Below are 21,579 nucleotides of genomic sequence, written 5' to 3' on the forward strand. Positions count from 1 at the left end.
GCCTCATTCGTCTTCTTCAGCCAGGGCTTCGTAGAGGTTAACGGTATGGTTTTTGATGCGGCGCATAGCGACCGCCATGTCGCTGAAGGTTAAAGCGGGCAGGGCATTGCAGGATCCGGCCTTCATCCGGTCAAGATGGGCCTTACGGATAGAATCAGCCAGGTCGTTAAGGCGTTTTGCCTCATTGCGAATAAGGCTTTTATTGATTTCAGCCTCGCTATGAAAAACCTTGCAGACCAGGTTATAAAAAGCGAAGAGTTCATGATGAAAATTGTGCAGATCATTCCAGGCATCAGCACTGTAGTCGAGATCGTTCTTTTCCAGGCGGCGCATATAGGAACATAAAGAAAGGGCATAATCGGCAATGGATTCCAGTTCGTCGGCCGCACGAACATAGGCATAGGCACGATCGGATTGTTCCTTGGTGGATTTTCCCCCTTGCATCAGTGCAACCGTAAATGTCGTAATTTCGTGTTGAATAATATCTGTCTGTTCTTCAATTGCCTTCACCTTACGGTAAAACTTTTCGTGTCCCTTAAGGTCACGCTGGAGAAAACTGAAGGCATGTCGTAGAGCTTTATGAACCCGCCCCTGCATTTTTTTCAACTCCTCAAAAACCATACCGACACCAATAGCGATGGGCATGGAACCCGGAGCCCCGACATACTTAAAGGAACCTTTGGGGCCACCTTCCTTATCCGGTACCATGTTAATGACCAGCTTGGCTAATAGTCCGAGAAACGGTAAGACAATAAGAGTAGCCGTGATATTGAACATGCTATGGGCAAAAGCAATGTGGGCGGCAATATAAGGTCGGTCACCGACTTCGTTGGCAAAATTGGCGGTGCCGGGGACAAGTGACTCAACCAGAGCGACGAAGGGGGAGAAGATGATGACGATAATGCATACCCCCACGACATTAAATACACTATGAGCCATTGCAGTGCGTCGCGCAGCGACCGAGCCACCGATGGCTGCCAGTTGGGCGGTGATGGTTGTGCCGATATTTTCCCCCATAACCAGCGCGACAGCGGTATGGAAGGGGATAGCGCCGGTTGCCGCCAGAGCAATGGTGATGCCGAGCATGGCCGAGCTGCTCTGAACCGCCATCGTGAGGAGACAACCGATGAGAACGCAACCGAGAATGCTGATCAAGGACTGAGCGTCAAGAAGTAGCATCAGGTTCATAAAGCGTTCGTCGCTTCGTAGTGGCCGGAACGCATCGCTCATGATCTCCAGTCCCAAAAAGATCAGGCCCAGGGCAACAAGGACCCGGGCCGTCGCGGTAATCCGATCATTTTTGGAAAAGAGCATGGGGAAAATGCCGAGGCCGACAAGAAGCAGTCCGTATTTTCCAATTTTTATGGCCAGGATCCAGCCGGTAACCGTGGTGCCGATGTTGGCACCGAGAATAAAACCGATGGCCTGGGTCAACTGCATCAGGCCGGCGTTGACCAGGCCAACCACCATGACGGTTGAAATGGTCGATGACTGGACAAATGCTGTTACCGAAATGCCGACAAGAACCGCCAAAAAACGATTACTGGTCAGTGATGAGATGACCTTGCGGATAACACCGCCCGACAGCAACTGCAGGCTGTCAGAGAGAAACTTCATGCCAAGAATAAAGATGCCAAGGCCACCGATTGCGGTGTAGGCCATTGTGAAGGGATCAATCATATAGTTTTGTTCAGCTCGTTGGTAGTCTGATAGAGTATGATAGCTGTCGGCAATTTAGAACCCTTTTTTTTTACAGTCAAGGATAACGACCATAGAAAATATATTTTTTTTGAGAACTGGAAAAACCTCTTTAGACTATTACTATCTATGTGAAACAAATGAGAGAAATCATCATTGATAAAGTGGGTAAATGCTATTTATATCTTTTATGGTTAACCATCTGACATTATTTCAACATGAAAGGGAAACATCATGCTTAAACGAATAGCTGTATTGACCAGCGGTGGCGACTCATCCGGAATGAATGCCGCAGTCAGAGCCGTGGTACGCGCCGGTCTGGTGTCCGGCATCGAGGTCTTTGGTGTGCGAAAGGGGTATCAGGGGTTGATTGATCGATTGTACGAAAAATTGACAACCAAATCCGTCAGCGGCGTGCTGCAACGCGGCGGAACCTTTCTGCAAAGTGCCCGCTGCAAGGAAATGCACACCGATGCCGGTCTGCGCCTGGCCTGCGACAACTTGAAGGGGCTCGGGGTCGAGGGATTGGTGGTCATCGGCGGTGATGGCTCTTTGGCTGGGGGACTGGCTATTCACCAGCAGGGTATTCCAGTCGTCGGAATTCCCGCCTCCATCGACAATGACATTCCATACACAGACTTGTCCCTGGGAGTCGATACCGCGCTGAATAATATCGTCCGGGCGGTTGACAACCTTAAGGACACCGCGTCTTCCCATACCCGCGCTTTTGTCGTCGAAATAATGGGGCGCAATTGTGGTTATCTGACGGTTGTTGCCACGATTGCGACCGGTGCCGAGTTCAGCCTGATTCCGGAAGAACCTTACGACCTGGGACAGATCTGTAAGGACTTGCGCAAGCGTTATCAGGAAGGGCGTAATAACAGTATCATCATGGTGGCCGAGGGTGCAGGCCGAGCCGAGGATATCGCCGCCCAGATCAAAGACAGTATCGGTTTTGAAACCCGGGTTATTGTTCTTGGTCACTATCAGCGCGGCGGTTCCCCTTCGGCCTTTGACCGTCTGCTGGGGGCACGATTCGGACGTGCTGCGGTTGATGGATTGATTCAGGGTCACACCGGTACCATGACTGGTTTGAAAGGTACGGCTATTGCGTTAACAGATTTAAAAAAAGTGACGCAGGCCGGAATTCGACCGATTAATCCCATGTTCCCCTATCTGGCCAATAGCCTTTCTGTTTAAACTCTTTGTATCTGTTCAGCACCGGATCGGGGGTCCTATGTCAAGGGGCGCAAGGAGAGAGCTGAATAGTTAAAACTCTTTTTGTTTAAACACCTGTTGCGAGTGGTACCTTTTTCGCGCAACCTCTGATATGTTTGGTAAAGGAGTATGACCGGCCCAGATTGAGGATCGGCGACGTTTTTTGGCGTATTTGAAAGAAACCTTACAATAAGCCCAACTATCACTCAAAGAATCAAGGAGCAGGTGAAGATGTTACGGAAAACAATTCATGTTATTTTTGTCCTGGGCCTGGTCTTTTCCTCATCAGCTGCACTGGCTGCAACACCAACTCATCCTGATCAGGTTCAGCGGATCAATGTTATCGATCTTCTCGCCCTGCAACGTCAGCAATCAGTGATTTTTGTTGATACGCGCACGCCCGGTCAGTGGCAGCAGGCTGTTGATAAGATTCCCGGCGCGCTGCGTATCACATCACAAGCTGAATTTGACGAGTTTAAGCGCACGGTGTCGGGCGACACGGTCGTTGTGACCTACTGCACCTGACCTAATGAATCTTCCAGCGCCAGTCTGGCGTTGATTCTTGCCAATAATGGTTATACAGGTGTCTATGCGCTTTTAGGTGGGTATGCTGCCTGGCAAGCAATGAAACTGCCGGTGGAGATTAAATAGCAATGACTGCGCCAGGAAGAACCTAAAGCACCTGTTTTAGAAAAAGTTTGGCGCGGTCTTCCTGCGGGTTGGTGAAAAAATGTTCGGGGGTTCCTTCTTCGACCAGTTTACCATGGTCCATAAACAGTACCCGATCAGCAACCTCACGGGCAAAACCCATCTCATGGGTGACTACCACCATGGTCATTCCTTCACGCGCCAGTTGTTTCATGACCTCTAGAACCTCGCCCACCATCTCCGGGTCAAGGGCACTGGTAGGCTCATCGAACAGCATGACTTTAGGATCCATGGCTAATGCTCGGGCGATAGCTACCCGCTGTTGCTGCCCCCCTGATAGTCGAATCGGGTATTCCATTTCCTTTTCAGCTATTCCTACCTTCTTCAGCAGGGTTCGTGCTTTGTCTGCGGCCTCGACCTTTTTTCTCCTTCGCACAACAGTTTGGGCCAGAACAAGATTTTCAAGCACGGTTTTGTGTGGAAACAGATTGAACTGCTGAAACACCATCCCAACTTCGCGACGCACCTTGTTCATGTCGGTTTTGCGATCCGCCAGGTCAACACCATCTATATAAATATGACCGCAAGTCAGTTCTTCAAGGCCGTTTAAACAGCGTAGATAGGTTGATTTTCCTGATCCTGAGGGGCCGATGACAACAACTACTTCGCCGGCCTTAATATGAGTGGTAATGCCGTCAACGGCGTGCACGACCTGCCCACGGCCATGAAAAGTTTTCTTCAGATCGATGGTTTTAATCACTGACTGCTAGCCTCCGTTCAACCCAGGCAATCACCTGAGAAAGGACCGACGTGAGGGTAAGATAAAGGAATGCGACAACAAACCAGATTTCAAAGGTGGCAAAGGTCGAGGTGATTACTTCGCGACCGGCTTTGGTCAGGTCGGTGATGGCAATGACAGACACCAGTGACGAGTCTTTGATCAGGCTGATAAACTGTCCGGCCAAAGGAGGGAGCGTTCGTTTGAAAGCCTGAGGCAGAATGATGTGGACCATTGCCTGAGGCGTGTTCATGCCCAGAGAGCGGGCGGCCTCCATCTGACCCTTGGGAATCGACTGAATCCCTGCGCGGATGATTTCCGCAACATAAGCACCGGCAAAAATGGATAACGCCGCTATGCCAGCAGCCATACGATCAATGTTAAGCACCGTGCCGAAAAAGAAGTAAACAATGAAAATCTGCACCAGTAAAGGTGTTCCGCGGATAATTTCAATATAAATAATCGATAATTGCCGCAGAGTAATGTTTTTGGCCAAGCGACAAAGACCGGTAATCAGGCCGATGATGAGACCAATGATGCTGGAAATGGCGGATATCCATAGGGTGACCCCGAGGCCGTACAATAAGGGGCCGATTTCCCACTTAAAAATAGAACCGATTTGATCGCCGGCAAAAAGACTTTCATCTGGGGAAACTTTCAAGGTACCGGAATCGATGGAAAAGGTTTCCAATTCATCAAATTGATTGCGAATCTTTACGGTGGTTGAATTGCCAAACTCTTCAACGTCGATAACACGGCTGTCGTAAACAGCCCGTTTGACGGTTTCATGATGGTAAACGAAATACTGGGGAACGCGATTCCAGCGCCAGGTATAATTGACTTTACTGGTTGCTACCCAGAGCCCTGCACCAATGACAACCAGGATTAATATCGTCAATAACCGCCAATGCCAGTCTTTACGATAGCTGTTCACGTGAGTGTTCGCCCTTTTTGTTGCTTTCAAAGATGGGAAAGGGCGGGCATCCATTGTTCATGTCGACCATAATGCCCGCCCCTTAAGGAAAAAAATCAGGTAACTATTCAGCACTATCCTTGCGCAGGGCCTTTGGATCCTGTGGCAAGGGTAAACAATCGCGTCCCTTGACATAGGTTTCCCGACCCGGTGCTGAACAGATACAAAATCAGTTCTGGATCTGCTTTAACCACTCATCGCTGACAAACCACTTGTTGTAGATCTGCTCATAGGTTCCGTCGTTCTTAATCTGATTGAGGAAGTTGTTGAGCCAGTTAAGAAAATCGTAATTGCCGCGGCGGATTGCCCAGGCCAGGGGCTCATGGGTGAAAGGCTCATCAAGAAACACCAGATTGCCATCATTACGCTGGGCGTTGGTAATGGAGAGCAGGGGAAGATCATATACAACCGCGTGAACCTTGCCATTGAGCATATCGAGAACCGCTTCCTGCTCGGTTTCAAAAGAAACGTACTGAGCGCGCGGGATCATCCGCTGAACCGCTTGCTCGCCGGTCGTGCCGAGTTTTGACGAGACCTTGTATTTGGGATCGTTCAGATCACGGTATGACTTGACCTCATCGGCGATTTCCTTACGGATCAGTACCGTCTGACCAACGACGATATAAGGGTTGGCAAAATTAACCGAAAGGTTACGTTGTTGAGTCAGGGTCATACCGCTCATGATAATATCGAATTTATCGGTCAGCAGGGCGGGAATGATGCCATCCCAGGCAGTGCTGACCAGTTCCAGCTTGACGCCCATGGCATTGGCCATGCGCCGGGCGATATCTACATCGAAGCCGATAATCTCACCGCGCTGGTTGGTCAATTCAAATGGCATGTACCCGGGTTCCATACCGACCCGCAACACGCCGCGCTGCAGAATGTCGTCAAGGACGTCGGCAGTAGCGAAGGCAGGAGCCAGTAAACCGATAGATAACAGACAGGCCAGCATGATTTTTACAATTTTCATCGATCATCCTCCATACTCAATTTAATGTTATGTCAGAAGCGCCGTGGACCTCATCTGACGACGAAAAAAACCGTAATTCATTCAATAGGATTTGCCTTCATCGAGAAGTTCAGATATAGACATGCGGATCCCGCATCGGGGGCACAGGGGCAGGTCTTCTACTGGAAAATAAACGATCTCGGTGTAGCGGCAGCGTAGGCAAATGACTTCGACCGGCTCCCGTTTTGATCGATTCGTATGCTCCATGGATGACCCTTTTTAAAAATCTGTAGAATCTGTTCTATGCCCTCTGTTCGAGTGGAATCCAGGGGAAAATTTCCTTAGAACAGCGTTGGAGCAGCGCTGATAAAATATCCGTGTAACGGTAATACTTGAGTTATATCATGTTGATTTTGTTTTAAACAAGCTCATTTATCTGAGGAAATAGCATCGCGTGTTACTTTTTGATCCGGCTAAAATCAATCGTCGCCAACTCAACGCTGAATTGATGTTGATTTCGGTGACTCTGTTCTGGGGGGCAACCTTCCCGATTGTTAAAGATGCGATTACCGAAACACCGGTTCTGTCTTTCTTGTGGGTCCGTTTTGCCATCGCTGCTCTGTTACTGGCCTTATTGTCAGGCAGTACAGGTTTTTCCAGCCTGGATCGTCGGGGCTGGCTGGCAGGAATCATCCTCGGAGTATTGTTGTTCTTGTCCTATCTGTTTCAAACCTACGGTCTGGCCCTGACCAGTTCATCGAACGCCGGATTTCTGACTGGCCTCAATGTAATCTGGGTGCCGCTGCTGGCCGGTCCATTATTAAAAAAACCGGCGGCAACCGGCTCTAAAATCGGTGTTGTGCTGGCGATTATCGGACTTTTCATGCTGACCTGGCGATCTCCCTGGAGTTTCAATCCCGGCGACCTGCTGGTGTTGATCTGTTCTGTTTTTATTGCCCTGCATATCCTTGGTCTGGATGTTTTTACCCGTGGTTATGACGGCCGCGCCCTGGCCTGTGTGCAGATTGCAACCATGGCCATTCTGGCATGTATCGGCAGCCTCCTGTTTGAACCGGTATCCTGGCCACAATTATGGACCCTTTCGTTGATAACCGCGCTGGTGATTACTGCGGTTTTTGCGACGGCCTATGCATTTTGGGCCATGACCACCTTTCAGAACCGTACAACTCCGACCCGGGCGGCCCTGATCTACACACTTGAACCGGTATTTGCCGCGATGTTTTCCATCTGGCTCGCCGGCGACCGACTATCAACATTGGCCTGGTTCGGTGGCGCGTTGATTATCGTGGGAATGATCGTCGCAGAAGGGTGGGGGTTGTTAACACGCAACCGGTAACGATCATGCTCGAAAAAACTGCTCTAATAGCGCTCTACGTTTATTCTTTACAAGCAGAACGTTACTGCTTAGGATGACACGCTTTTAAATTTATTATATTCTGTCGAGTCATCATGGACCCAAATAACATTCGTAATTTTTCCATTATCGCCCATATCGACCACGGCAAATCCACCCTTGCTGACCGTCTGCTGGAAGCAACCGGCGCCCTGACCGATCGGGAAAAGTCCGATCAGTACCTGGACAAAATGGAGCTGGAAAAAGAGCGCGGGATTACCATCAAGGCACAGGCGGTAAGACTGACCTACAAAGCGCTGGATGGCCAATCTTATATCCTTAATCTGATTGACACTCCCGGCCATGTCGATTTTTCCTACGAAGTCAGTCGCTCCCTGTCTGCCTGCGAAGGCGCTTTGCTGGTTGTCGATGCGGCCCAGGGGGTTGAGGCCCAGACCCTGGCCAATGTCTATATGGCCATTGACCAGAATCTGGAAGTTTTTCCCGTACTGAACAAGGTGGATTTGCCCAGTGCTGATCCGCACCGCGTCTGTGAGGAAATCGAAGAAATCATTGGTATCGATACCAGTGATGCTATCTTCGCCAGCGCCAAGGAAGGGAAGGGGATCCCAGAAATTCTCGAGGCCCTGGTAAAAAAAATTCCGCCACCAAAAGGAAACCCGCAGGGGTTGCTGCAGGGGTTGATTTTCGACTCCTGGTACGATTCCTATCAGGGCGTTATTATCCTGGTGCGGATATTTGAAGGATCCGTGAAAAAAGGCGATAAGGTCCGTCTGATGGCAACTGGCGGGGTGTACGAGGTCAATAAGGTGGGTGCCTTCAGCCCTCATCCGATTGAGCTGCCAAGCCTCTCTGCCGGTGAAGTTGGTTTTGTTATTGCCGGCATCAAGGTGGTTGATGATGCCAAGGTCGGTGACACCCTGACGCATCACCATCAACCGGCTACAAAAGCCCTGCCTGGCTATCAGGTGGTCAAGCCGATGGTGTTCTCCGGGCTGTATCCCATCGACAGTGGCGAATATGATGCCCTGCGCGATGCGCTGGAAAAGCTACGCCTGAATGACGCCGCCTTTTCATTCGAACCGGAAAACTCTCTGGCTTTGGGATTTGGTTTTCGTTGCGGTTTCCTCGGCCTGTTGCATATGGAAATCATTCAGGAGCGGTTGGAGCGCGAGTTCAACGTCGAATTGATTACCACGGCGCCCACCGTTGTTTACAAGGTAACCACCGTCAAAGGGGAGGTGCTGAATGTTGAAAGTGCCAACATGCTCCCTGATGTCCAGATGATTCAGCAGATTGAAGAGCCCTTCGTGCTGGCTTCAATCCATGTACCCAATGAATTTGTCGGGGCGGTACTGGGACTCTGTATTGAAAAGCGCGGCATCCAACGTGAAATCAAGTACCTGACCGCTAATCGCGTGATGATTGTGTTTGAATTGCCGTTGAACGAGATTGTTCTCGATTTTTTTGATCGACTGAAATCCATCAGTCGCGGTTATGCTTCACTGGATTATGAACATCTGGATTTTCGGGTAAGTCGTCTGGTGCGCCTGAATGTGCTGATCAATGGCGACGTTGTCGATGCCTTATCACTGATTGTTCACAACGACAAGGCTCAGCACCGGGGCCGTGACCTGGTGGCAACAATGAAGGAATTTATCCCCCGCCAGCAATACGAGGTTGCTATTCAGGCGGCAATCGGCAATAAGGTAATAGCCCGTTCAACCGTCAAGGCCCTGCGCAAAGATGTTACCGCCAAATGTTATGGTGGCGATATCACCCGCAAGCGTAAACTGCTGGAAAAACAGAAGGCGGGTAAAAAACGGATGAAACAGGTCGGCAGTGTCGAGTTGCCGCAGGAGGCTTTTCTGGCAATCCTTAAAATCAAAGAGTAAATCCATGACTTTTTTCCGTAAGAAAAAAACGCAGGTTGAATCAAATAAACCCTGGTATCGCGAATGGTCTGAAGCACTGATCATCGCTGTCGTTCTGGCACTGATTATTCGCACCTTCGTTTTTCAGGCGTTCAAAATTCCTTCCGGCTCAATGCTTGACACCCTGCTGATTGGCGATCATCTGCTGGTCAACAAATTTATTTATGGCACCAAACTGCCCTTTAGTGATAAGCGCTATCTGGCTTTGCGCAGTCCGGAACGTGGTGATGTGATTGTTTTTGAGTTTCCTGAAGATGAGGGGAAGTCCTACTTTCAGCGCCGTGATTTCATCAAACGTTTGATCGGCCTGCCTGGCGATGTGGTAGAAATTCGCGCCAAGCAGGTTTTTGTCAATGGCGAATTGCTGCAATTTGAGCAGGAAATCTACCGGGACAGCCAGGTGCTGCCGGCTGCTGTTGGCCCACGCGACTATATGGCACCATTCAAGGTACCTGAAAATCAGTATTTTGTTCTGGGAGATAATCGCGATTTTTCCTTCGATGGTCGCTTTTGGGGATTTGTTGATGATTCCAAGGTCAAAGGGCTGGCCTTTATTAAGTACTGGTCATGGGATGCCCAGGCGAGTCTGTCAGGCAAGATTCGCTTCAATCGTATTGGGCGTCCTATTCATTAAATTAAACTTGTTGTTTGCCCTATTGACAAGTCCGTTAGCAGCGTTGTACCTTAAGGACGCTTAAATTCCTTTTACCCTTTAAACTGATCCGAGAGGTCAGCAAGGGAGCACACATGTTGCAAATACTAAATAAAAAAACCGCGCACCTGTACACATTATCTGTACAGGTGTTTTTTTGTGCCCCTTTCGTTGCAGGAGGTCCTTGTGTCGACTGAATCGGTGGAAATACTCGATCTTGACGGAGTGAATCGGGCGCTGACCCGCATTGCCCACGAAATTATTGAAAAAAACAAGGGTGTTGAAAATCTGGTGTTGATCGGTATTCGCACTGGGGGAGCCTATCTTGGCGAGCAGATTCAGCGCCGCATCAACGATATTGAATCCGTCACAGTGCCTTTCGGCAGCATTGACATCACCATGTACCGCGATGATCTCGCTTCACGTGGGCATCTAGCCGTCGGACAGACTGATATTCGCTTTAATCTTGATGGTAAGCGGGTGGTGCTGGTCGATGATGTTCTTTTCACCGGGCGAACGATTCGTGCCGCTATGGACGCGGTGATGGATCTTGGGCGCCCACAGAGCATCCAGTTGGCGATCCTGATTGATCGTGGCCATCGAGAACTGCCGATTCGTCCGGATTATGTTGGTCGTAATCTGCCGACCTCCCGCAATGAGCAGATCAAGGTTGATTTTGACGAACAGAACATTCCCCGAGCAATTTATCTGCTCAAAGGCTAACGGCGGAGGATCATCATGAATTTTAATCCAAAACATATTCTGGGCATCAAAGATCTATCAGCGGCTGAAATCCATTTTATTCTCGACAGCGCTGCCAGCTTCAAAGAGATCAACAGCCGCCAGATCAAGAAAGTACCGACCCTGCGTGGCAAAACCATCGTCAACCTGTTTTTCGAAGCCAGTACCCGCACCCGCACTTCCTTTGAGATCGCCGGCAAACGTCTTTCCGCCGATACCATCAACATCAGCGCGTCATCTTCATCTGTGGTTAAAGGGGAAACCCTCGAAGATACGGCAAAAAATATTGAAGCTATGCACCCTGATATTATCGTGATGCGCCACAGTGCTTCCGGTGCCTGTGACTATCTTGCCCAACGCCTAAAGTGCTCGGTCATCAATGCCGGCGATGGTACCCATGAGCATCCCAGTCAGGCGCTGCTTGATGTCTTTACTATCCGTCAGCACAAAGAGAAGATCGAGGGTCTTACCGTAACCATCGCCGGCGATGTTACCCACAGCCGGGTGGTACGCTCCAATATCTACTGCCTGACCAAGCTCGGTGCCAAAGTACGGGTGGCCGGTCCGCGTACCATGTTGCCGCCGGGGTTGGAAAAGCTGGGGTGTGAAGTTTATACCGATCTGCGTGAAGCCATTCGTGACGTTGACTGTATCATGATGCTTCGCATTCAACGCGAACGTCAGGGCAAAACCCTGATTCCGTCATTACGCGAATATGCCCGCTTTTATGGTTTAAATCCGGAAAACATCAAACTCGCCAAACCGGATGTCATTGTCCTGCATCCGGGGCCGATGAATCGTGGCGTGGAGATTTCATCCCAGGTTGCCGACGGTCCTCACAATGTTATTCTCGATCAGGTAGAAAATGGTGTTGCTGTGCGCATGGCACTTTTATACCTGGTTTCCGGTGGTGAACCCCTTCAGCAGAATTAAATAATAACTTGAGGTATTGACATGAAAATACTTGTTATAAATGGGCTCTTGATCGATCCAAAAAACAATATCGATGGTCAATCTGATCTGTTGATTGACCAGGGCAGGGTTGCTGCGGTTGGTACCGGTCTGCATGCTGATGATGCCGAGATCATCGATGCTGCCGGCCTTCTGGTGACCCCGGGACTGATTGACATCCATGTTCATCTGCGTGATCCAGGTCTTGAGTATAAGGAAGATATTATCAGCGGCACCCGTGCTGCCGCTGCCGGAGGGGTTACCTCGCTGGCCTGCATGCCCAATACCAAGCCGGTGATCGATAGCGCTCCTATTGTTGAATACATCATCAACAAGGCGCGCCGGCATGGCAGCGCCAATGTCTATCCGGTAGCAGCGATCAGCCAGGCGATGAAAGGTGATGTCCTGTCGGAGATGGGTGAACTCAAGGCCGCCGGCTGTGTGGCTTTTTCCGATGATGGGGTGCCGGTGGTCAGTGGTGAACTGATGCGCCGCGCTTTTGAATATGCTGACACCTTTGGCGCCCCCATTATTTCCCATGCTGAAGATTTAAGTCTGGTCGGGGAGGGGTGTATGAATGAAGGGGAGGTGGCTACCGAATTGGGGCTCAAGGGAATTCCCTGGGTTGCTGAAGATGCCGCCACCGCGCGGGACATTATGCTGGCGGAATTTACCAACAGCCGTCTCCATGTTGCCCATGTCTCGACCAGAGGAAGCGTCGAATTGATCAGACAGGCCAAGGCGCGCGGGGTCAAGGTGACCTGCGAAGCGACCCCGCACCACTTTACCCTGACTGATGAGGCGGTCCGAGGTTACAATACCAACGCCAAGATGAATCCGCCCCTGCGCCGTCAGGCTGACGTTGATGCGGTGCGCGTCGGTCTGGCCGATGGCACCATCGATGCCATTGCGACGGATCATGCCCCGCATCATTACGATGAAAAGAATGTCGAGTTTGCCGTTGCCCTCAATGGCATCGTCGGGCTTGAAACCCTGCTGCCCTTGACCATGAATCTGGTCAGGGATGGCATCATCAGTCGTCAGCAGGCGATTGCCCTGATGACCTGTCAGCCCGCTGCAATCATCGGTATTGACCGGGGTTCGCTGGAGGTCGGCGCAGCGGCAGATATTACATTGATCGACCCCGAACTGGAATGGACGTTGATAGCCAATGAGCTCAAATCCAAGAGTAAAAACACCCCCTTTGATGGTTGGACCATGCGCGGTGCAGCAATAAGAACGTTGCTGGCCGGACGGACGGTTTATCAGCGTTAAAGCCAAACAACATTCCATAGAGGCGCAAATGAAAGCAGTTCTGGCATTGGCCGACGGCAAATATTTTATCGGCACCTCCCTCGGCGTTGCCGGAGAGGTAACCGGTGAGGTGGTTTTTAACACCAGCATGACCGGGTATCAGGAGATCCTCACCGACCCCTCCTACCATGGTGAAATTGTCACCATGACCTATCCGCAGATCGGTAACTACGGCATCAACGACGAGGACGTCGAATCGGCCAAACCTCACCTGTCCGGCTTTGTCGTGCGCGAATCCTGTCCCTTCCCGAGCAACTTCCGCTCGCAGATGACCCTCGATGCCTATCTCAAGCAGAACAATATTGTTTCCATCGAAGGCATTGATACCCGAGCATTGGTGCGCCATATCCGCACGACCGGCGCCCAGACCGGGATCATTTCAACTATTGATAGTGACCCACACAGTCTGATTAAAAAGGCCCAGGCAGCACCCGGCCTGGTGGGGCGTGATCTGGTGCGTGAGGTAACCTGTGATACCCCCTACCAGTTTCACCAGGGGCTTTGGGATCTGGCTGGCGGATATGCTGATATCGATCCGGCGACCGCTCAATATCAGGTCGTGGCATTTGACTTCGGCATCAAGCGCAATATCCTGCGCAATCTGACATCACGTGGTTGCAAGGTTACTGTTGTCCCTGCTGCTACCAGTGCTGCTGAAGTGTTGAAGCTCAATCCGCACGGCGTGTTTTTAAGTAACGGTCCCGGCGACCCCGGGCCACTTCATTATGCCCAGGAAACAATTGCTGAGCTGCTTGGCAAAGTGCCGATCTTTGGTATCTGTCTCGGCCACCAACTACTGTCAATCGCCTGTGGTGGCCGGACCTATAAGTTGAAATTCGGGCATCGCGGCGGTAACCAGCCGGTTCTCAACTATCAGCGTCGGCAGGTAGAAATTACCGCGCAAAATCATGGTTTTGCCGTTGACGCCAAAACCCTGGACGCCGACAAGGTCAAGGTGACCCATATCAATCTCAACGACCAGACCGTCGAGGGGATTGTCCATCTTGAGTATCCGGCTTTTTCTGTCCAATATCACCCGGAAGCATCACCTGGGCCCCATGATGCGGCCTATCTGTTCGATCGGTTTATTGCAATGATGCAAAAACATAAGTAGTTTCCAACGAAGGAGAAATCATGCCCAAACGTGAGGACATTAAAAGCATTCTAATTATCGGCTCCGGCCCGATTATCATCGGCCAGGCCTGTGAGTTTGATTATTCCGGTACTCAGGCATGTAAAGCGCTGCGCAAGCTCGGTTATCGGATTATTCTGGTCAATTCCAACCCGGCCACCATCATGACCGACCCAGGAATGGCTGATGCCACCTATATTGAACCCCTCAATGTGCCGACCCTGACGGAGATCATCGCCAAAGAGCGCCCCGATGCCCTGTTACCCAACCTCGGTGGCCAGACGGCCCTGAACCTGTCCATGGCTCTGGCTGAGGCCGGAGTTCTCGACAAGTACCATGTTGAAGTGATTGGCGTTAATCTTGATGCCATCAAACGTGGTGAAGATCGCGATACCTTTAAGCAGACCATGGCCTCCCTTGATATCGAAACGGCCGCCAGTGAAATAGCCACCACCATGGACGAGGCGCGTGAGATTATTGGACGCACCGGACTGCCGGTGGTTATCCGTCCCGCCTATACCATGGGTGGAACCGGTGGCGGTTTTGCTTACAATCTTGAAGAATTCGATGAGATTGCTTCCCGTGGTTTATCGTTAAGCCCGGTCAGCCAGATCCTTATCGAAGAGTCGGTACGTGGCTGGGAAGAGCTCGAAGTGGAAGTGGTGCGTGACGCCAAAAACCAGAAGGTCACTGTCTGTTTTATTGAAAACGTCGATGCCATGGGGGTTCATACCGGCGACTCTTTCTGCACCGCTCCTTTTCTCACAGTGCCCCAGGAATTGCAGGAGCGTCTGGAGGATTACGCCCACCGCATTGTTGAAGCGATTGAGGTAATCGGTGGCACCAATGTGCAGTTTGCTCACGATCCGGTCAGCGACCGTGTCGTCGTCATTGAGATCAATCCACGCACCTCGCGCTCTTCAGCGTTGGCGAGCAAGGCGACAGGCTTCCCCATCGCCCTGGTATCGGCCATGCTGGCCGCCGGCCTGACCCTGGATGAAATTCCCTATTGGCGCGACGGCAGCCTGGAAAAATACACGCCATCCGGTGACTATGTGGTGGTTAAATTCGCTCGCTGGGCTTTTGAGAAATTCAAGGGGGTCAAGGATCGCCTCGGTACCCAGATGCGTGCCGTCGGCGAAGTGATGAGCATTGGTAAAAACTACAAAGAAGCGTTGAACAAGGCGATTCGCTCCCTGGAAAATGGTCGTTATGGTTTGGGTTTTGCTGCTGATTTCAACAAAAAGAGCCTTGAAGAACTGCTGGAACTGCTGGTCGAGCCGAGCAGCGAGCGCCATTACATTCTTTACGAGGCCCTGCGCAAAGGCGCGAGCATTGAAATATTACATCAGCGCACCCATATCAAAGCTTACTTTCTGGAACAGATGAAGGAACTGGTTGAACTTGAGGAGAAAATTCTTGTCTATCATGGGCAGCTGCCACCGGATGATTTGTTGATTCAGGCAAAAAAGGATGGATTTGCCGACCGCTACCTCGCCCAGATTCTTGGCGTTACAGAAACCAGCATACGTGAAAAACGCCAAGCCCTTGGGGTTGAAGAGGCCTGGGAGGCGGTTCCGGTCAGCGGCGTTGAAGATGCCGCTTACTATTATTCGAGCTACAACATCACTGATTCGGTGCCGGTCAGTGAGCGCAAAAAAATCATGGTATTAGGTGGCGGCCCGAACCGGATCGGTCAGGGGATCGAATTTGATTACTGCTGCGTCCATACCGCGCTGGCGCTGCGCGACGCCGGCTATGAAACCATCATGATCAACTGCAATCCGGAAACCGTATCTACTGACTACGATACCTCGGACAAACTCTATTTCGAACCCCTCACGGTTGAGGATGTGCTGGCGATCTATCATAAAGAACAACCGGAAGGGGTGGTAGTCCAGTTCGGTGGCCAGACACCGCTGAACATCGCTGCAGAGCTGCAAGCCGCTGGGGTCAAAATTATCGGCACCAGTCCTGAAACCATCGATATGGCTGAAGACCGCGAACAATTTAACGCCATCATGGTCAAGCTGGGAATTCCACAACCAGTTTCAGGTATGGCCTCCAGCATTGATGAAGCCATCTGCATCGCTGCGCGTATCGGCTATCCGCTGATTGTTCGTCCATCATACGTGCTGGGTGGCCGGGCGATGGAGATCGTTCATGATGAGCAGATGCTGCTTGAATATCTGCAAAAAGCGGTCGATATATCACCGGGCCGACCGATTCTGATCGATAGCTTCCTTGATAATGCGGTTGAAGCCGAAGCCGACGCCATCTGTGACGGTCACACCGCCTTTGTTCCGGCGGTGATGGAGCATATTGAAATGGCCGGGGTTCATTCCGGGGACTCGGCTTGTGTCATCCCCCCGGTTAATATCCCGGCGCAGCATATTGACACCATCAGCGAATATACTCGTCGCATTGCCGTTGAAATGGGGGTTGTCGGTCTGATGAATATCCAGTATGCCATTTATCAGGATCAGGTTTATATCCTTGAGGCAAATCCCCGCGCCAGCCGTACCGTACCGTTGGTCTCCAAGGTTTGTGCTATTCCCATGCCACGTCTGGCCGTTCAGGCGATGCTGGGCAAATCACTGGATATTCCGGCCTCGCTCAAACAACATATTCCCTACTTTGGCGTTAAAGAAGCGGTTTTCCCGTTTAACATGTTTCCCGAAGTCGATCCGGTATTGGGCCCTGAGATGCGCTCCACTGGAGAGGTACTCGGTCTGGCAAGCAGCTATGGGTTAGCCTTCTACCGGGCACAAGAAGCCACCGGCACCAGCCTGCCCTTAAGTGGTACGGTTTTGATGACGGTTGCTGAAGCTGACAAATCAGCGATTCTTGGTGCGGCGCGAACCTTTGCTGCCAACGGTTTTAAGCTGCTCGCCACCTCCGGCACGGCGGCGTATCTGCAACAGCATGGGGTGGACGTTGAACCCGTCCAAAAGATGCATGAAGGACGCCCCAATATTGCCGATCTGCTCAAGAATGGTGAGATTCAGCTGGTGATCAATACGCCGATCGGCAGACAGAGTCTGCATGATGACTCATATATCCGTAAAACCGCTATCCGTTACAAGGTACCCTATATCACCACAGCAGCTGCAGCGCAGGCGGCAGCGCAGGGGATTGCTGCGCGAATTCAGGGGGCGGAACAGATTCATTCATTGCAGGAATATCATGTAACACTTTGAAATATTCAGTTTCATAGCACTCTCTTCCAAGGGATCAGCATGCCAAAACGTCAAGACCTTAAAAAAATATTGATTATCGGTGCCGGACCTATCGTCATTGGTCAGGCCTGTGAATTTGATTATTCCGGCACCCAGGCCTGTAAGGCGTTAAAAGAAGAAGGGTACGAGGTTATCCTGCTCAACTCCAATCCGGCGACCATTATGACCGACCCTGATTTTGCTGATCGTACCTACGTGGAGCCGGTTAATCCCGACGTGCTTGAACGGATTATAGAAAAAGAACGTCCCGATGCCGTACTACCCACATTAGGTGGGCAAACTGCTTTGAATACCGCCCTGGTAGTAGCCCAGCGGGGAGTGCTGCAAAAATTCGGCGTGGAACTGATTGGTGCCAACCAGGAGTCAATTGAAAAAGCTGAAGATCGTACCCTGTTCAAGCGGGCGATGGATAAAATCGGTCTGGAGGTTCCACGTTCCGGATTGGCTCACAATTATCAGGAAGCGATGGAGATTCTCGAGTATGTTGGCTTTCCCACCATTATCCGACCATCTTTCACCCTCGGCGGCAGTGGCGGTGGCATTGCCTACAACCGCGAAGAATATGAAGAGATGGTGATGGCCGGGATTGAGGCGTCGCCAACCAATGAAGTGCTGGTCGATGAGTCGATTCTGGGATGGAAAGAATACGAATTGGAGGTAATGCGCGACTGTGCCGATAATGTCGTCATCATCTGTTCTATTGAAAATTTCGACGCCATGGGGGTTCATACCGGCGACTCCATTACCGTCGCACCGGCCCAGACCCTGACTGACAAGGAATACCAGATCCTGCGTGATGCCTCCTTGAAGATCATCCGTGAGATCGGTGTTGATACCGGCGGCTCCAACATTCAGTTCGGCATTAATCCGGTCGACGGTCGCCTGGTTGTCATCGAAATGAACCCGCGGGTGTCCCGCTCATCCGCCCTGGCGAGTAAAGCCACCGGCTTTCCCATCGCTAAAATTGCTGCCAAACTCTCGGTCGGTTATCGTTTGGATGAAATTTATAACGATATCACCAGAGAAACCCTGGCCTCCTTTGAGCCGACCATCGATTATGTTGTCACCAAGATTCCCCGTTTTACCTTTGAAAAATTTCCCCAGGCTGATGCAACCCTGACCACCCAGATGAAATCGGTGGGGGAGGCAATGGCTATCGGTCGCACCTTCAAAGAGAGCTTTCACAAGGCCTTGCGTTCCATGGAGATTGGCTCTTATGGCTTGGAAAGTCGTATTTTTGCCGCTCCGGCGGACTATAAAACACCCTTAACCGAGGAACAACAAGCGCTGATCTGCAATAAGCTCCAGGTTCCCGGCTGGGAACGGATCTGGTATCTGGCGGATGGCCTGCGCGCCGGTTTTAGCGTTGACAGAATCTATCAACTCAGCGGAATCGATCCCTGGTTCGTTTCCAACATCGCCCAACTGATTCACATGGAAGGGGATCTGCTTGCCGGCAAGTTGCCGACGAACGAAGACAACCCTGACTTTAGCGATCTGTTGCGTCAGGCCAAACAGTACGGTTTTTCTGACCGACGCCTGGCTACCCTGCTGAACAGTTCGGAAACAAGTGTGCGTCAGTATCGGCACGCTCATGAGATTCGTCCGGTGTTCAAGCGCGTGGATACCTGTGGTGCTGAATTTGAAGCCTACACACCCTACTTTTATTCAACTTATGAAACCGAGTGTGAAGCGGAGCCTACCGACAAACGCAAGATCATCATTTTAGGTGGCGGCCCGAACCGCATCGGTCAAGGCATTGAATTCGACTACTGCTGTGTCCATGGCGCTTTTGCCCTGGCTAAGGCGGGTTTTGAAACCATTATGGTTAACTGTAACCCGGAAACGGTTTCTACCGATTATGATACCTCTGATCGTCTTTACTTTGAGCCGTTGACCCTGGAGGATGTGCTTGAAATTGTTGCCATTGAAAAACCCGAAGGGGTGATTGTCCAGTATGGTGGTCAAACACCGTTAAAACTCGCTGTTGCCCTTGAACAGGCCGGTGTGCCGGTGATCGGCACATCTCCGGATGCCATCGACCGGGCCGAAGATCGAGAGCGTTTTCAGGCCCTGCTCAACAAGCTTGAACTGCTGCAACCGGACAATGGCATTGCCCGCTCCTGTGAAGAAGCCGAGGTCATTGCCGAGCGAATCAGCTATCCGGTGGTGGTTCGCCCTTCCTACGTGCTCGGCGGCCGCGCGATGGAAATTGTTTATGATGTCGAGCGTCTGCGCAATTACATGAAGTTTGCGGTGGCAGCCTCTCCCGAACATCCTATCTTGATTGATAAATTCCTGCAGGATGCCATTGAAGTGGATGTCGATGCGATCGCTGATGGTGTCGATGTGGTCATCGGCGGAATTATGCAGCACATTGAAGAAGCCGGCATCCATTCCGGCGATTCAGCCTGTGCATTGCCGACCATTTCCTTGTCCCAGCAATTGCTTGCAGAAATTCGTCGGCAAACCCGGGAGCTGGCGCTGGAGTTGAAGGTTGTCGGCCTGATGAACATCCAGTATGCCATCAAGGACAACGCCATCTATCTGCTGGAGGTCAATCCACGCGCCAGTCGTACTGTGCCTTTTGTCTCCAAAGCTACTGGTCGACCGCTGGCCCAAATTGCGGCGCTGGTTATGGCAGGGCAGTCGTTGGCAGAGCAGGGGATATCAGGTGAAATTATCCCCCCTTATATTTCCGTTAAAGAAGCGGTTTTCCCCTTCGTCAAGTTCCCCGGGGTTGACACCCTGTTGGGACCGGAAATGAAATCAACCGGTGAGGTCATGGGCATCGACTTCGACTTTGGTCGCGCCTTTGCAAAGGCACAGATAGCAGCGGGGGTAAAGTTGCCGACGACAGGAGCCGTTTTTGTCAGTGTCAAGGACGCTGACAAACGACCTGCTCTAGATGCCATCAAACGCCTGGCAAGCGCCGGCTTCAAGATTGTTGCAACTGCGGGCACAGCACAGTTTTTCAGCGATCACGGGATTGAGGTCAGCAATATCAACAAGGTCAAAGAGGGGCGGCCACACTGCGTTGATGCCATTAAAAATCGTGAATTCACCATGGTTTTCAACACCACATTAGGTGCTGCTTCGGTGGCCGATTCCTACTCCATCAGGCGTGCCGCTCTGATGAATGAGATTGCCTACTTTACCACCGTTGCCGGAATTAACGCGGTTACCGATGGGGTACTGGCGATGCAGCGAGAAACCCTTGACGTTAAACCCCTGCAAGAGTATTATCAGTATCTATAACAACAATACACACTTAATTAACCAGTGGGCGGTGAATCACCGCCCGCTGTTTTTTTTAGGAGCGAGAGACATGGGTAATTCGGTTCCAATGACCGTAGAGGGGCATCGTCGCCTGCAGGAAGAATTAAAAACCCTGGTTCGGGTTGAACGACCCAAGGTAGTTCAGGATATAGCGGAAGCTCGTGGTCATGGCGATTTGTCGGAAAATGCTGAATACGATGCGGCCAAAGAGCGGCAGGGGTTTGTCGAGGGGCGTATTCAGGAATTAAACGACAAAATTGCCCGAGCTCAGGTAATTGATCCGGCCATCATCAAAAGTGATAAAATTGTTTTTGGTGCGACCGTCACTGTCTTTGATATCGATACCGAAAAAGAAGCAACATACCAGATTGTTGGTGAAGATGAAGCCGACATCAAGGATGGCAAAATATCCATAACTTCACCGGTTGGCAAAGCTCTGATCGGCCACAGCGTCGACGAAGAAGTCACTATTGTCGTGCCATCAGGTGTGCGTGTCTATGAGATTACCCGTGTTGTCTATATTTAATCAGCGTTGATCACTTATCTGAAATATTTTGCTTAATCTGATTAGTACTGATCTTCCGCTGTGTTTAACGACAATGCACGTCATACCCGCGAAGGCGGTTATCCAGGGGGGTTGCTCAGATCCCTGGACTCCCGATTTCGCGAGAGTGACGACTTTTCAGAGTAGAACG

The 21,579-nt window shown here is 51.0% G+C and carries 16 protein-coding genes; 12 read left to right on the plus strand and 4 right to left on the minus strand.

What is annotated here, in order from left to right; genetic code table 11:
• Positions 1-3 precede the first annotated feature (3 nt).
• On the minus strand, positions 4-1,662 hold the full coding sequence (locus AC6F7T_RS10200; protein WP_500718530.1) for a Na/Pi symporter: 1,659 nt from the start codon (positions 1,660-1,662) through the stop codon (positions 4-6).
• Positions 1,663-1,932: 270 nt separating this feature from the next.
• On the opposite strand from AC6F7T_RS10200, the gene pfkA reads away from it, so the two are divergent.
• The gene (gene pfkA / locus AC6F7T_RS10205; protein WP_500718532.1) at positions 1,933-2,898 is read left to right on the plus strand and encodes a 6-phosphofructokinase; all 966 of its coding nucleotides are present in this window, start codon (positions 1,933-1,935) and stop codon (positions 2,896-2,898) included.
• A gap of 249 nt (positions 2,899-3,147) precedes the next feature.
• Complete coding sequence (locus tag AC6F7T_RS10210) at positions 3,148-3,441, plus strand: rhodanese-like domain-containing protein (RefSeq protein ID WP_500718534.1); 294 nt, start codon at positions 3,148-3,150, stop codon at positions 3,439-3,441.
• A gap of 148 nt (positions 3,442-3,589) precedes the next feature.
• Here the strand turns inward: AC6F7T_RS10210 and AC6F7T_RS10215 are convergent, their stop codons facing one another.
• The 3 genes from AC6F7T_RS10215 to AC6F7T_RS10225 all read right to left on the minus strand — a co-directional run bounded on the left by AC6F7T_RS10215 (position 3,590) and on the right by AC6F7T_RS10225 (position 6,288).
• Complete coding sequence (locus AC6F7T_RS10215) at positions 3,590-4,324, minus strand: ATP-binding cassette domain-containing protein (RefSeq protein WP_500718536.1); 735 nt, start codon at positions 4,322-4,324, stop codon at positions 3,590-3,592.
• Positions 4,317-5,276, minus strand: a complete 960-nt coding sequence (locus tag AC6F7T_RS10220) for an ABC transporter permease subunit (protein WP_500718537.1) — start codon at positions 5,274-5,276, stop codon at positions 4,317-4,319. Before AC6F7T_RS10220 ends, AC6F7T_RS10215 begins: the two co-directional genes overlap by 8 nt.
• A 208-nt stretch (positions 5,277-5,484) precedes the next feature.
• Positions 5,485-6,288, minus strand: a complete 804-nt coding sequence (locus AC6F7T_RS10225) for a transporter substrate-binding domain-containing protein (RefSeq protein WP_500718539.1) — start codon at positions 6,286-6,288, stop codon at positions 5,485-5,487.
• A gap of 433 nt (positions 6,289-6,721) precedes the next feature.
• Between AC6F7T_RS10225 and AC6F7T_RS10230 the strand changes: the two genes are divergently transcribed.
• The 10 genes from AC6F7T_RS10230 (at position 6,722) to greA (ending at position 21,410) form a co-directional block, all read left to right on the plus strand.
• On the plus strand, positions 6,722-7,624 hold the full coding sequence (locus tag AC6F7T_RS10230; RefSeq protein WP_500718541.1) for an EamA family transporter: 903 nt from the start codon (positions 6,722-6,724) through the stop codon (positions 7,622-7,624).
• Positions 7,625-7,737: 113 nt separating this feature from the next.
• Complete coding sequence (gene lepA, locus AC6F7T_RS10235) at positions 7,738-9,537, plus strand: translation elongation factor 4 (protein WP_500718542.1); 1,800 nt, start codon at positions 7,738-7,740, stop codon at positions 9,535-9,537.
• A gap of 4 nt (positions 9,538-9,541) precedes the next feature.
• On the plus strand, positions 9,542-10,210 hold the full coding sequence (gene lepB, locus AC6F7T_RS10240) for a signal peptidase I (protein WP_500718543.1): 669 nt from the start codon (positions 9,542-9,544) through the stop codon (positions 10,208-10,210).
• 204 nt (positions 10,211-10,414) lie between these two features.
• On the plus strand, positions 10,415-10,951 hold the full coding sequence (gene pyrR / locus AC6F7T_RS10245) for a bifunctional pyr operon transcriptional regulator/uracil phosphoribosyltransferase PyrR (protein ID WP_500718545.1): 537 nt from the start codon (positions 10,415-10,417) through the stop codon (positions 10,949-10,951).
• A gap of 15 nt (positions 10,952-10,966) precedes the next feature.
• Positions 10,967-11,902, plus strand: a complete 936-nt coding sequence (locus AC6F7T_RS10250) for an aspartate carbamoyltransferase catalytic subunit (protein WP_191153541.1) — start codon at positions 10,967-10,969, stop codon at positions 11,900-11,902.
• A gap of 21 nt (positions 11,903-11,923) precedes the next feature.
• Positions 11,924-13,195, plus strand: coding sequence for a dihydroorotase (locus tag AC6F7T_RS10255; protein WP_500718546.1), 1,272 nt, complete (start codon positions 11,924-11,926; stop codon positions 13,193-13,195).
• 28 nt (positions 13,196-13,223) lie between these two features.
• Complete coding sequence (gene carA / locus AC6F7T_RS10260; RefSeq protein WP_500718547.1) at positions 13,224-14,348, plus strand: glutamine-hydrolyzing carbamoyl-phosphate synthase small subunit; 1,125 nt, start codon at positions 13,224-13,226, stop codon at positions 14,346-14,348.
• Between the two features lie 20 nt (positions 14,349-14,368).
• Positions 14,369-17,566 carry a carbamoyl-phosphate synthase large subunit gene (gene carB / locus AC6F7T_RS10265; protein ID WP_500718549.1) on the plus strand — a complete coding sequence of 1,066 codons (3,198 nt, stop codon included), beginning with the start codon at positions 14,369-14,371 and terminating at the stop codon, positions 17,564-17,566.
• Positions 17,567-17,605: 39 nt separating this feature from the next.
• Positions 17,606-20,863, plus strand: a complete 3,258-nt coding sequence (gene carB, locus AC6F7T_RS10270) for a carbamoyl-phosphate synthase large subunit (protein ID WP_500718550.1) — start codon at positions 17,606-17,608, stop codon at positions 20,861-20,863.
• 70 nt (positions 20,864-20,933) lie between these two features.
• The gene (gene greA, locus AC6F7T_RS10275) at positions 20,934-21,410 is read left to right on the plus strand and encodes a transcription elongation factor GreA (RefSeq protein ID WP_500718552.1); all 477 of its coding nucleotides are present in this window, start codon (positions 20,934-20,936) and stop codon (positions 21,408-21,410) included.
• Positions 21,411-21,579: the final 169 nt, after the last annotated feature.

Source organism: Pelovirga sp. (assembly GCF_059864205.1).